Source organism: Streptomyces sp. NPDC059668, from assembly GCF_042734135.1.
Lineage (GTDB): Bacteria > Actinomycetota > Actinomycetes > Streptomycetales > Streptomycetaceae > Streptomyces.
The window spans coordinates 22,545-34,446 of the sequence record NZ_JBHWEL010000004.1; the positions used below are offsets into that span (position 1 = coordinate 22,545).

Genomic DNA, 11,902 nt, shown 5'->3' on the forward strand with positions numbered 1-11,902 from the left:
GGCTGACTCCTGGGAAGGGGCGCGAAAGCGCCGCCCGTACTTCTTCTCGGGTCAGAACCAGCCGCCGTCGGCCTGGATGGTCCGGCCGGTGACGAACGAGGCGTCGTCCGACACCAGGAACGAGACCACCGCGGCGATTTCGGCGGGTTGGGCCATCCGGCCGAGCGAACTGGACGTGCGGATAAGGGTGTTGAAATCGGTGCCGACGTCGGGATGGACGTAGTGGGAGGCCGCGTCAGCGGACATGTCGGTGACGGTTCCCCCGGGCGCGATGGCGTTGATGGTGATGCCGCGCCGACCCAGTTCGGGGCTGAGGTTGAGCGCCATGCATTCGACGGCGGCCTTGCTCGACGCATAGAGGGCGTGGTGGAAAACCGCCTTGTGGGCACTCTGGGATGACGTCAGTACGATCCTTCCCCCCTCGCCCATGTGACGTGCGGCGTTCTGCACGGCGAAGAACTGGGCTCGTGTGTTGACGGCGAAGACACGGTCGAAGTCGGCGGGAGTGACGTCGGCCAACCTGCCGAAGTGCTCGACTCCGGCGTTGCTGACCAGAATGTCCAGGCCGCCGAGAGCTCCGGCGGCCTCGTCGGTCAGCCGCCGGATCTGGTCCGGATCGCTGACATCCGCCTTGACCGCGACCACGCGGCGGCCGTCGGCGGTGATCTCGGCGGCGAGTGCCTCCGCCGCGTCGCCGCCGCTCCGATAGTTGATCGCCACGTCCGCGCCGTCCTCGGCGAGCCTGCGGACCACGGCGGCGCCGATCCCTCGCGCGCCGCCGGTCACGAGGGCCCTCTTGCCTGCCAGTCTTCCGCTCATCGGGTTTCTCCGGTCCACGGGAATGCGGCGGTCACGCCCAACACGGGCAACAGGGGGTGGGGCACCGGCACGCAGGGCGACGGACGGCCTTCTCCACACCGCTCGGGCGGTCGAGGCCTGCCGTGATCGTCCTCGTCGCGATGGCGCGTCCTCGTTCGGCACCCGGCCGCCGGTACCAGAATCGCCCCGGCCCGGGCACGGGCGCCACTCGGAGCGAGTCCGGCCCTGGCGCCGCATTCTCAGAGGTCACACGGGTGCCTGCCCGATGTCGGGGTTGCCGGTCGTCCCTCCGGAGGCGGCCGGCCCGCACGTCCACCATGCGTCGCGACGGTCAGGCCGCATCCCGTCGGGTGACGCCATCAGGGAGACGTCGCACTGCCGCGCGGAGGCGTCCGCGACACGGCTGTTCATTCCTTGTTATCGGGATTCTCACCCTGAAGCCACTGTTCTTTTCCCTTCGATTTCTCCGCCTCCCGGCTCGCACCCGAATTTTTTTCCGTGCGAAAAGGAGGGCAACCAATTGTGTCGTCCGAGGGTCAAACGTGTGTTGTCAAGAACCACAACCGCCTCTTGGAGGCCATGCAATGCCCTCTCACCTGATAAACCGTCGTGTTTTACGCGCCGCGGCGCTGACACTGGTTATCGGCGCGGGACTGACCGGCCCGGTCGCCCTCGCCACCACGGCCGGAGCCGCGTCTCCGTCCACCGTGACCGGAGCCGCGGCGCCGTACGCCACGGCCGCTGTCAACGACTACGACTGGCAGCTCACCTACACGGCGGCGGCGCACCAGACCAACAAGGTGACCATCGCCGAGTCGTACACCAGTGGGCACGAGGCCATCACCTACGTGATCGACGACGTCGTCCCGATCCGCGCGGGCCACGGCTGCTCCTACCCGGTCGGCGCGGACCGCACCAAGGTCTCCTGCACCGTCGCCACATTGGACAGCCAAGACCCGTACGCCGCCCTGGAGATGAGCCTCGGTGACGGCAACGACACCGTCACCTCCGACAACGCCACAGGTCAGGTCTACTACCTCAACAGGATCGACCTCGGCTCCGGCAACGACAGGCTGACCGACAACACCGGGCTCGACGGCAACGAGGTCGTCGGCGGGACCGGCAACGACACCATCACGGTCGGCAAGCTGGCGTCCGTCATCGCCGGTGACGGCAACGACACGGTCGACGCCGGCGGCGGATACAACATCGTGAGCGGCGGCAGGGGTGACGACGTTCTCCGGGGCGGCGCCGCCGGCCAGATCCTGAACGGAGACGACGGCAACGACACGCTCTACGGCGGCAACGGCGACGACTCGCTGTACGGCGGGAAGGGCAACGACGTCCTGTACGGAAACAGCGGGGCCGACAAACTGTACGGGAACAGCGGCGACGACAAACTGTACGGCGGGCCCGGCAGGGACACGCTTTCCGGTGGCCCGGGCAGGAATATCGTCCATCAGGACTGACGGATTCCGCCGTCCGGGGAATTGCGGGGAGATCCGCGCGGTTCCCCGGACGTGAACCGCGACTTCGCGGTTGCCTCGGATCCATGACTTTCGCTGAATTACGCGCTGTGGGGATTCAGGCCGGTCGACCCGTACGCGCGAGTGGCGCGCCGACACGTGCGCGCGGTCAGTCGGAGACCGACTCGGACACCTCGCGCCACTTCTCGTCGGACTCGGTGATCGCCCGGGAAGCGGCCTGGGCGATCCCGTAGGCCTGGGCGCCGAGCACGATCCGGACAGGGGCGTCGTGGTGTCCGGCGAGGTCGCGTACCACCTGGGCGACCTTGACGGGGTCCGACTCCGCCGAGTTGGACGTCGAACTGCTCCTGATCATGTCCGCGAAGGCGCCCACCGTCTGCCGGTAGGGCTCGCTGACCGGCGGGATGGTCATCGACGATCCGGCCCAGTCGGTGCGCATGCCGCCCGGCTCCAGCACGGTGACCTTGATGCCGAGCGGGGCCACTTCCTGGGCGAGGACCGTGGAGAAACCGCCGACCGCCCACTTCGCGCTCTGGTAGGCGCTCAGACCCGCCGAGCCGACACGGCCGCCGACGGAGGAGACCTGGAAGATGTGTCCGGAACCCTGCTCGCGAAGGAAGGGCAGCACGGCCTTGGTGACCTGCACGACGCCGTAGAAGTTGGTGTCGATCTGGGCGCGGAAGGCGTCCAGGGTGACGTCCTCGACGGAGGCCATGTCGCCGTAGCCGGCGTTGTTGACGACGACGTCGTAGCGGCCGAAGGCGTCGAGGCCCTCCCGAACGGCCCGTCGGACGTCGTCGTCGACGGCGACGTCGAGGGTCAGGGGAACGATCCGATCGCCGTGGCGGGCCACGAGGTCGTCGAGCTGGGCGGGCTTGCGCGCGGTGGCCACCACCTGGTCGCCGGCCTCCAGTGCCGCCTCGACGATGGCGCGGCCCAGACCGCGGGAGCTTCCGGTGACGAACCAGACCTTGGACATGGACGTTTCTCTTTTCTTCCTGGAAGGAGGAGTGCGGGGATGTTCCGCCGTGACCGGCCGCGGGCCGTCGGGCCCGCATGAGCGGCAAGGGGGTTCCGTCGAGTTCGGCCGGGACCGATTGCAGACCGCCGGTCTCTTCTGTCGTCACCGTAAGGGACCGGCGGTCTGATGTCAAAAGACCGATAGTCTGTAACATGGCTCCATGACCACTTTCCAGCGTGCGCGCAGCGAGGAGCAGCGTGAGATCCGCCGACAGGCGATCCTCGACACCGCGGCCGCGATGCTCGACGAGATGTCGGTCGGCGAGGTCAGCCTCAACGAACTGAGCCGACGCGTAGGGCTGGCCAAGTCGAACGTCCTGCGGTACTTCGAGTCGCGCGAGGCGATCCTGCTGGAACTGCTGGACAGCGCGTGGAAGCGGTTGATGGACGAACTGCCCGGGCTGCTCGCCGCCGGCATCGGTCCGGAGCACGCGGTCCGGCAGCGGGGTGAGGAGTTCGCGGCGGTGTTCACCCGCTCCCTCGCGGAGCGCCGGGTGCTGTGCGATCTGCTCAGCGCGCAGGCCGGCGTCCTGGAGCACAACGTGTCCGCGGCGGTCGCCGCCCGGTACAAGAGGGCGGCCATCGGCAACGTCGACGCACTGGCCGGTCTCGCACGTCAGTACCTGCCCGAACTGGGCGACGGGGCAAGGCAGTTCAGCGCACAGGCCTTCATGGTGGCCGGCGCCGTCTGGACCCACGCGCGGCCCTCCCCGGGCATGCTCGCCGCCTACGACGCCGACCCGGCACTCGCGGCACTGCGCATGGACTTCGCCGCCACCCTGAAGGACGTGGTGGCGACCCTCATCGCCGGCACCCTCACCCGTACGGCGTCCTGACCGCCGTCCCACCCCACCCGGGAGCAATCATGCGCGTGGCCATCTTCGGAGCGTCCGGAATGGTGGGGCAGGGCGTGCTGCACGCCTGCCTCCAGGACGCGGAGGTCGAGGAGGTGGTGCTCGTCGTACGGTCCCCGCTGGAGGTGGAGCACCCGAAGATCCGGGAGGTCGTGCACCCGGACTTCTCCGACTTCGGCGCGGTCCAGGGCGAGTTGGTGGGCCTGGACGCCTGCTTCTTCTGTCTGGGAGTCTCCTCGGCCGGCCGGGACGAGGGGGAGTACACCCGGATCACGTACGACTGCACGCTCGCCGCCGCCCGCGCCGTGAGCGTCGACAACCCGTCCCTGACCTTCACTTACGTGTCGGGGGAGGGGACGGACAGCACGGAGTCGGGCCGTTCGATGTGGGCGCGGGTCAAGGGCCGTACGGAGAACGCGCTGTTGGCGATGCCGTTCCACACCTATCTGTTCCGTCCCGGCTACATCCAGCCGCGCAACGGAGCCGTCTCGAAGACACCCGTCTACCGTCTGACCTACCGGCTCACGTCGTGGCTGTACCCCGTACTCCGCAGGCTGGCCCCCAAGCACGTGACGACGACCGAGCACCTCGGCCGTGCGATGATCGCCGTCGTCGCGCTCCAGGGAAGCGGCCCGTCGGTGCTGCACAGCCCGGAGATCAACCGGCTCGGCGCCGTGTGACGAGACGGGACGGCGACGCGTCACGCCGGACGCGATGTCGATCCGCCCGGGTCGGGGCGACCCGGACCGGTCCCGGCACATGTGCCGTACGCTCGTCAGGACTTGTCGCGACCACGGGAGGCGCGGTGATCGAATGCGTCCGGGCGGTACTGGTCACGCCGGCGGCCCGGCTCCTGCTGATCCGGCGCACCTGGCCGGGCGCGGCGCCCTACTGGGTCTTCCCCGGCGGTCACGTCGAACCGGACGATCCGAGCCTGCGGGCGGCCCTGACGCGTGAGATACGCGAGGAGACCGGTGGGGAGCCGCGGATCACGGGGCTGCTGCACGTGCTGGCCGACGCGCACCAGCGGCAGTACTTCTATCTGGCCCGCATCCTGACGTGGTCGGAGGCGGACCGCACCGGCCCGGAGTTCGACGACCCGGACCGCGGCGAACACCGGCTCGAGGAAGTCCCGTTGACCGCGCGGGCGCTCGACGCCGTCAGCCTGGACCCCGAGGAGATCGCCGCGCTGCTGCGAGACGCGGTGGACACGGGCACCGACCTGGTCACCCTGGCGGATCCGACCCGGTGAGAGCGCCGACGGAGACCGGAGCCACGACCAAGGATTCCATCAGGATCGAAGTGATCGACCCACGGCGTCGCCGCTCGCCATAGTGGTGGCAGGCGTCGTCCATCGGCGCCCATGACCGTTCACCGCTCGGTGAGCGACAACTCCGGGGGAACATATGCGTGTTCACAAGAAGCTCGGTACGGCGCTGGCGACCGCGGCGCTGGCCGTCGGATTCGGCGCGGTGGCGGCCCCGTCCGCGCACGCCGCCGCGGGCTGCTGGACCAACGACGGCGGCATCAAGTGGTACTGCAACAACGTCTCGGGCGCAGCCGTCTACGGAACCGTCGGCAACAACCACATCTACCCGGACCCCGGCGTGATCGTCGGCCACATGTACTCCAACCCGAGCTGGTTCTACTGCAAGGAGGACGGTCAGGCATGGGTCGGCGGCCCGCACCCGACCCGCTGGCTGATGACCGTCGCCGACAACGGACAACTGGGGTTCATGAAGGACACCGCGATCTACAGCGAGACCGACCCGGTGCATGACTGCTTCTCGAGCCTCCGGGTGACCCCCACCCGCTGACCGGACCCCTCCCCGTACCCGGGCGCGCGCCGGGAACGCCGATTCACGCCCGACGAGGACGACAGGGGGGCGGAGTGCCGGCCCACGAGCGGTCCGGGCCGGCACGCCGCCGTCGGGCGGATCTCCCCGCCCGCCGCTGCGCCGTCGACTCCTGGCCCACCGCCCGGCCGCCGACATCGTGCACGTCCTCCGTGATGCGCTTCCCGGCCGGGCTCCTTCCTGACCGGTTCCGCTCGGGGCATGATCGTGGCGACAGATGAGGCACGTCCTCATCGCTCGGTGAACCCCCGCAAAGGAGGTGCTCGTGACGACCTCGTCGCAGCCACGGGTATCGGGTCTGGAAATCCGCTCCATCGACTACGTCCCCCTCGACGAGCGCCACGGAAAACTGTGGCATCTGGGGCCCCTGTGGTTCATGTCCAACGCGCAGATCGCCACCCTGGCGGTGGGCCTCATCAGCATCACCGGGGGCGGCAACCTCATCTGGTCGCTGATCGCGATCGCCGCGGGCACCATCCTCGGCACGTTCTTCATGGCCTTCCACTCCGCGCAGGGCCCGCAGCTGGGACTGCCGCAGATGATCCAGTCACGGCCGCAGTTCGGGTACGTCGGAGCCCTGTTGGTATGGCTGTTCGCCTATGTGCAGTACGCCGGATTCAACGTCTTCAACACGATCCTGGCCGGTGAGGCCCTGCACAGCACGGTGCACGGCGGAGTCAAACCGTGGGTCGTCGTGGTCACGCTCATCGCGTTCGTCATCGCGTTGGTGGGCTACGACGTCATCCACCGCGCCGAGCGGGTCCTCACCTACGCCTTCCTCGTCATCTTCGGCGTCTTCACGGTGGGCATCCTGGTCACCCTTCACTATCCCGCCGGCTCCTTCGACCTCGGCGGCTTCAAGTGGACGCCGTTCCTCGCGCAGTTCGGCGTGGTCGCCGGCTACCAGATCAGCTGGGCCATCTACGTCTCGGACTACTCCCGCTATCTCCCGCCGGATGTGACCGTCCGCAAGACGTTCTACTGGACGTACTTCGGGTCGGCGCTCGGCGGCATCTGGCTGATGACCCTCGGCGCACTGCTCGCCGGATGGGCGGGCAAGGACTTCGAGACGATCCGCTCGATCAACGCGGCGGGCGACAAGGTCTTCAGTGGGTTCGGCGCGATCGTTCTGCTGTTCGCCGCCCTCGGCCTGGTGTCGGTGACCGCGCTGAACATGTACGGCGGGTCCCTCACCCTCATCAGCGCGATCGACTCGTTCAGGAGGGTGCGGCCGACCGTCGCCGTACGGCTCGTGACACTCGGCCTCACCGGCGTGCTCTCGGTGGTGGGAGCGCTGGCCGCGACCGCCCACTTCCTGGAGAACTTCAACGACTTCCTGCTGCTGGTGCTCTACCTGTTCATCCCCTGGACCTCGGTGAACCTCATGGACTACTACGTGGTGCGCCGCGGCCACTACGCGGTCGCCGAGATCTTCAACCCCCGTGGCATCTACGGGCGTTGGGGCTGGCACGGCATCGTCGCGTACCTCGTCGGCTTCGCCGTCATGGTGCCGTTCTTCTCCGTCGGCACGCTCTACGTCGGTCCCGCGGCGCACGCACTCGGTGGCGCGGACATCTCGCTGTTCATCGGGCTGCCCGTCGCCGCGGTGCTCTACTGGCTGTTCACCCGCTCGATCGACGTCGAGGCCGAGACACGGCTCGCCGAAGAAGAGCTGACGGCACTGGAATCGGCCGCCCACGACCACCGGGAGCCATGACCGCTGTCCTCGACCACCGCCGACGCACCCGGTCCGCGGCCCCCATTTTTCGGGGAGACGGTGACTGCGCTATGCTCGATCTTGAGCTTCCCGCCCGAACTCCGGGCGTGACTCGATGCGTTGGTGGTCCAAGGAAAGACGTCCCGCTTCCTGCGGGGAGATGCAGGTGCAAGGCCTGCCCGGCGCTCCATACGACCCCGTCTCCGGTGTTCCGGAGGCGGGGTTTTCGCTGTTCCCGGGGAAACCGCGCCAACACGGTCCCTGCGGGCCGTTCGGGTGGTGGTGCACGGGCGGGCGGAGGCGCTCGCGCAGACTGGCCCCGCCGACGGCGACCGTTCGGCATACGACACCCCCGAAGGAGTCTCCATGTCGAACGTCCCCAACGAGCTGAAGTACACCAGGGACCACGAATGGGTGCGGGTGACGCGTGACGGCGTGGTGCGTGTCGGCATCACCGACCACGCCCAGAAGGAACTCGGAGACATCGTCTTCGCGGAACTTCCCGCCGCGGGAACCAGTATGTCCGCGGGCGACCCGTTCGGCACCCTGGAGTCGGTCAAGGCGGTGACCGAGGTCTACGCGCCGGTGTCGGGCGAGGTGATCGCACTCAACGACGAACTCAACGACGCCCCCGAGAGGGTCAACGAGGAGCCCTACGGCGACGGCTGGCTGATCGAGATCAAGCTCACCGACAAGGGTGAACTCGGCCGGCTGCTCAGCGACGACGGCTACGAGAGCTACATCAGCGCGGACGGCGAATAGACCCCTGTCGGGACCAGGACCCCAGGCGGACGATCCGGACGGCGCCGGTCACCGCATGGGGTCCCCGTCCCTCCGTCCGTCAGGACGCCTCCACGGCGGCCTTGATCCGCTGACCGAACGCGTCCGCGTCCTTGCGTGCCGCACTCAGCGCCAAGCCCACCAGCAGCTTCCCGATGCCATGGCCTTCGAGGACGTTGAAGATCCTGACGTGGGTCGTGCCCGGGCCGGTGGACTCGAGGTCGTAGCCGCCCTGGTCGGCGGTCACGACGTTCTTCGAGATCTCCGTCCAGCGGATCCGCCGCGGCGGGTCGAACTCGGTGATCCGGAACTGCCGGCCCGACTTCATGCCCGCGTCCTTGACCGTGCTCGTGAAGACCGTACCCACGGCCGTCGGGCCCTCCGGCGTCTTCTTGATCTCCTGCACCCTGGGGCTGAACTTGGGGTCGTTCGTGCCCTCGGCCAGGAAGGCGAAGACCTCCTCGACGGGGCGGTTGATCTCGGCTGTCGCCTCGAACTGACCGGCCACGGTTCCTCCTGTGCTGCGATCACTGGGACTCCGGCTGAGCGCACGCGAGCCCGCGTGGCAGCCTCAGCCTACGGGCCCGGTCCCACCAGCGCGTCCTGTTGCCGGAGCAGGCCCGCCGATCACCGGCCGGCGGCGCCCGACACACCCGGGAGAGCCCGGTTTGACCCCCGGCCGGTCCGCAACGGGTAGTAATGGCTGGATGCACGTACGTGGCTTCGACCGCACCTGTGAACGTCCCGTCCCGGACGCCGGCCCCTGGGCAGGCACGTCATGGCCGGGCCGTCGGGGCCACCGAGCAGGGTCACGCCCCCCGTGGACCGAGTGGAGCCCTCCGGGCGCGCGGAGGCTGGTGTGACGCTCCCCACGAGGCCGGAATGAACCATGACGAACAGGTAACGCTCCCCTTCATGCCCTCCACGAACACCCCTCGGCAGGTGACGCGATGACCTCGGCGACCCGGACGACCCGGGCGCCGGTCCCGACAGCCACCACGGCCGAGTCCGCCCAACCGACCCGGCCGTCCGCACTGCCCTCGCTCACCGGGCTGCGCTGGGTGGCGGCGTTGCTGGTCTTCGGGCTGCATGTGCACAACTTCGGCTACTTCGGGGACACCGGTGGCCGCATCATGGCGTGGGGATTCGGGGCGGGCGCCAACGGCGTCTCGTTCTTCTTCGTCCTCTCCGGCTTCGTACTCATGTGGTCGGCACGGCCACGCGACCGCGCCGTGGCCTTCTGGCGACGCCGCATCGCCCGGATCTATCCGGTCCACCTCGTCACCGCCGCGATCGCGCTGCTCATGGGATTCACCCTGTCCCACCAGATGAGGCCCACCCTGAACTCGGCACTGGCGAACCTGCTGCTGACGCACTCCTGGTGGCGCCCGTGGTGGCAGACACTCGACCCGGTCAGCTGGTCGCTCGCCTGCGAGGCCTTCTTCTACGCGGTCTTCCCGCTGCTGGCCCTCGGCCTGCGCCGACTCCAGGCGCGCGGAGTGACCGTCGTCGCGGGACTGTCGGTGCTGGCGGTGGCGGCCCTGGCCTGGTCGGACGCGCACCACTGGCTGAGCCAGCCGGTGTACTCCTTTCCCGCGGCCCGCCTCCCCGAATTCGTCCTCGGAGCCGCCGTCGCCCGGCTGGTGTTCCTGGGACGCTGGCGCGGGCCCGGTACGGAGGCCTCACTCGCCCTGACGATCATCGGCTACTTCCTCGTTCCCCAGGTCACCCCCGGGTACTCGGCCACCACCTGCACCATCGTCGGCTTCGCCCTGCTGATCCCGGCGGCTGCCGTCGCCGACCTGCGGGGCCTGCCCTCACTGTGGCGGCACCGGCGACTGGTGCGGCTCGGGGAACTCTCCTTCGCCTTCTACATGATCCATCTGCTCGTCCTGCGAGCCGGTATCAACCTGCTCGGGAAGTCCCCGCACTTCGGAGCGGCCGCCGGACTGACCGCGACCGCCGTCGCGTTCACCGTGGCACTGGGGCTGGCCTGGCTGCTTTACGAGGGTGTCGAATGCCCGGCCCGGGAGCTGCTGCTCCGCCGCCGGAGCGGGAAGTCGCAGCCGCCCGTGACCGGGCAGAGCAGAGGCGTCGTCCGACGGGGATAGAGCACTGCTCCGGGCGGCCGTGTGCCGGCGGTGGCTCGCCGGGCCGACCGCGGGCCGGCGTCGCGGCCCGGAGGGTCGGCCCGTCACCGCCTCCCGCCACCGGGCGGTGGCCGGGATGTGCCTAGGCCGGCTGGGTGAAACGGATGTTGTTGCCGAAGGGGTCGCGGAGCCCGCAGTCGATGCCGTACGGACGCTCGGTGGGCTCCTCGGTGAACTCGACGCCCCGGCTGAGCAGCGTCTCGTACGTCTTGCGGCAGTCGTCCGTGCTGAAGATGAGCGAGCCGCCGGTCGCGCCCTTGGTCACCAGCTCCCGGACCTGCTGCGCCGTCTCCTCGGACAGGGCCGGAGGTCCCGGCTTCTCCAGCAGGATCTGCCGCTCGGGGTGTCCGGGGACGTTGACGGTGAGCCAGCGCATGAAGCCGAGGTCGACATCGGAGTTGACCTCCAGGCCGAGCTTGCCCACGTAGAAGTCGAGGGCCTGGTCCTGGTCGAGGACGTAGATCTGTGAGTGCGTGATGGCGTTGAACATGTACGTCACGCTACCGGCCGGGCCGGACGGAAACTTGTCCAAAACTGCTCAGTCGAGGGGCCGCCTTCTGCCCCCTGCAGCTGCGCCGTGACGCCGAGGTCCAGGGCACCACACCTGCGCCCTCGTGACCGAGGCCCGCAGGGTCAGCCGGCGGGCCGCAGCCAGGCCATGGTGAAGCACGTCGGTACGTTCGCTGGGGTCGCTTCCTTGCGGTACGTCCTCGGCGAGCGGCCGACGACCTCGCGGAACGTGCGGCTGAAGGTCCCGGGGCTGCCGAAGCCGACCGCGAAGCAGATGTCCGTCACGCTGCGGTCGGTCTCCCGCAGCAGGAACATCGCCCGCTCGACCCGGCGGCGCTGGAGATAGCGGTGCGGTGTCTCGCCGAACGTGGCCCGGAAGGTGCGGGTGAAGTGGGCCGGGGACACATGGGCGATCCGGGCCAGGGCCGGTACGTCCAGCGGCTGCGCGTACGCGCGGTCCATGGCGTCCCGGGCCCGCAGCATGCGGCGGTTGGTGTCTTCGGCTGGGCGGCTCACGGCGTCATCACACCATGATTCTCCGTCGTCCCCGCCCCGTCGGGCAGCCGCCTGGGACCGGACGCCGGACATGACAGCGCCGGGCCGGTGGTGACACCGGACCCGGGCAAGGGTCCGGGGGGGGGGGGGCCCGGGCGCGCGGCCCCCGCGGGGGGCGCCCCGCGCGGGCGGGTGCGGCGGAGAGAGTGACAAA

At 69.3% G+C, this 11,902-nt stretch carries 13 protein-coding genes; 8 read left to right on the forward strand and 5 right to left on the reverse strand.

All coding sequences use genetic code 11. From position 1 onward, the window contains the following. Window positions 1-51: 51 nt before the first annotated feature. Window positions 52-819 (reverse strand): SDR family NAD(P)-dependent oxidoreductase, encoded by a 768-nt coding sequence (locus ACFV2J_RS04835; protein WP_385086772.1) that lies wholly within the window; start codon window positions 817-819, stop codon window positions 52-54. A 584-nt stretch (window positions 820-1,403) separates the two neighbouring features. Here ACFV2J_RS04835 and ACFV2J_RS04840 point away from each other — a divergent pair. Further along, window positions 1,404-2,288: a calcium-binding protein gene (locus ACFV2J_RS04840; RefSeq protein WP_385086775.1), complete on the forward strand. Its 885-nt coding sequence runs from the start codon at window positions 1,404-1,406 to the stop codon at window positions 2,286-2,288. A gap of 166 nt (window positions 2,289-2,454) precedes the next feature. On the opposite strand, the gene ACFV2J_RS04845 is transcribed toward ACFV2J_RS04840, so the two are convergent. After that, a complete protein-coding gene (locus ACFV2J_RS04845; RefSeq protein WP_385437346.1) occupies window positions 2,455-3,285 on the reverse strand; it encodes an SDR family NAD(P)-dependent oxidoreductase in 831 nt (276 codons plus the stop codon). Between the two features lie 202 nt (window positions 3,286-3,487). Here ACFV2J_RS04845 and ACFV2J_RS04850 point away from each other — a divergent pair, with 202 nt between their 5' ends. The 6 genes from ACFV2J_RS04850 (at window position 3,488) to gcvH (ending at window position 8,515) form a co-directional block, all read left to right on the forward strand. Further along, on the forward strand, window positions 3,488-4,162 hold the full coding sequence (locus ACFV2J_RS04850) for a TetR/AcrR family transcriptional regulator (protein ID WP_385086781.1): 675 nt from the start codon (window positions 3,488-3,490) through the stop codon (window positions 4,160-4,162). Window positions 4,163-4,191: 29 nt separating this feature from the next. Beyond that, window positions 4,192-4,860 carry an epimerase gene (locus tag ACFV2J_RS04855; protein ID WP_385086784.1) on the forward strand — a complete coding sequence of 223 codons (669 nt, stop codon included), beginning with the start codon at window positions 4,192-4,194 and terminating at the stop codon, window positions 4,858-4,860. A 125-nt stretch (window positions 4,861-4,985) separates the two neighbouring features. Next, window positions 4,986-5,432, forward strand: coding sequence for an NUDIX domain-containing protein (locus tag ACFV2J_RS04860; protein ID WP_385086787.1), 447 nt, complete (start codon window positions 4,986-4,988; stop codon window positions 5,430-5,432). Window positions 5,433-5,586: 154 nt separating this feature from the next. After that, window positions 5,587-5,997 carry a hypothetical protein gene (locus tag ACFV2J_RS04865; protein ID WP_385086790.1) on the forward strand — a complete coding sequence of 137 codons (411 nt, stop codon included), beginning with the start codon at window positions 5,587-5,589 and terminating at the stop codon, window positions 5,995-5,997. 304 nt (window positions 5,998-6,301) lie between these two features. Beyond that, complete coding sequence (locus ACFV2J_RS04870) at window positions 6,302-7,753, forward strand: purine-cytosine permease family protein (protein WP_385086793.1); 1,452 nt, start codon at window positions 6,302-6,304, stop codon at window positions 7,751-7,753. Window positions 7,754-8,119: 366 nt separating this feature from the next. Further along, window positions 8,120-8,515, forward strand: a complete 396-nt coding sequence (gcvH, locus tag ACFV2J_RS04875; RefSeq protein ID WP_385086796.1) for a glycine cleavage system protein GcvH — start codon at window positions 8,120-8,122, stop codon at window positions 8,513-8,515. Window positions 8,516-8,594: 79 nt separating this feature from the next. Here gcvH and ACFV2J_RS04880 read toward each other — a convergent pair whose 3' ends face one another. After that, on the reverse strand, window positions 8,595-9,041 hold the full coding sequence (locus tag ACFV2J_RS04880) for an SRPBCC family protein (protein WP_385086799.1): 447 nt from the start codon (window positions 9,039-9,041) through the stop codon (window positions 8,595-8,597). A 442-nt stretch (window positions 9,042-9,483) separates the two neighbouring features. Between ACFV2J_RS04880 and ACFV2J_RS04885 the strand changes: the two genes are divergently transcribed. Beyond that, on the forward strand, window positions 9,484-10,644 hold the full coding sequence (locus tag ACFV2J_RS04885; RefSeq protein WP_385086803.1) for an acyltransferase family protein: 1,161 nt from the start codon (window positions 9,484-9,486) through the stop codon (window positions 10,642-10,644). Window positions 10,645-10,765: 121 nt separating this feature from the next. Here the strand turns inward: ACFV2J_RS04885 and ACFV2J_RS04890 are convergent, their stop codons facing one another. Together ACFV2J_RS04890 and ACFV2J_RS04895 are read right to left on the reverse strand one after the other, a co-directional pair. Further along, window positions 10,766-11,173: a VOC family protein gene (locus tag ACFV2J_RS04890; RefSeq protein WP_385086806.1), complete on the reverse strand. Its 408-nt coding sequence runs from the start codon at window positions 11,171-11,173 to the stop codon at window positions 10,766-10,768. A gap of 143 nt (window positions 11,174-11,316) precedes the next feature. Further along, complete coding sequence (locus ACFV2J_RS04895; protein WP_385086809.1) at window positions 11,317-11,709, reverse strand: helix-turn-helix domain-containing protein; 393 nt, start codon at window positions 11,707-11,709, stop codon at window positions 11,317-11,319. Window positions 11,710-11,902: the final 193 nt, after the last annotated feature.

Coding starts and splice junctions, on each gene's coding strand:
- ACFV2J_RS04835 (WP_385086772.1), bottom strand. CDS start 819: ATGAGCGGAAGACTGGCAGGCAAGAGGGCCCTCGTGACCGGCGGCGCG.
- ACFV2J_RS04840 (WP_385086775.1), top strand. CDS start 1,404: ATGCCCTCTCACCTGATAAACCGTCGTGTTTTACGCGCCGCGGCGCTG.
- ACFV2J_RS04845 (WP_385437346.1), bottom strand. CDS start 3,285: ATGTCCAAGGTCTGGTTCGTCACCGGAAGCTCCCGCGGTCTGGGCCGC.
- ACFV2J_RS04850 (WP_385086781.1), top strand. CDS start 3,488: ATGACCACTTTCCAGCGTGCGCGCAGCGAGGAGCAGCGTGAGATCCGC.
- ACFV2J_RS04855 (WP_385086784.1), top strand. CDS start 4,192: ATGCGCGTGGCCATCTTCGGAGCGTCCGGAATGGTGGGGCAGGGCGTG.
- ACFV2J_RS04865 (WP_385086790.1), top strand. CDS start 5,587: ATGCGTGTTCACAAGAAGCTCGGTACGGCGCTGGCGACCGCGGCGCTG.
- gcvH (WP_385086796.1), top strand. CDS start 8,120: ATGTCGAACGTCCCCAACGAGCTGAAGTACACCAGGGACCACGAATGG.
- ACFV2J_RS04885 (WP_385086803.1), top strand. CDS start 9,484: ATGACCTCGGCGACCCGGACGACCCGGGCGCCGGTCCCGACAGCCACC.
- ACFV2J_RS04890 (WP_385086806.1), bottom strand. CDS start 11,173: ATGTTCAACGCCATCACGCACTCACAGATCTACGTCCTCGACCAGGAC.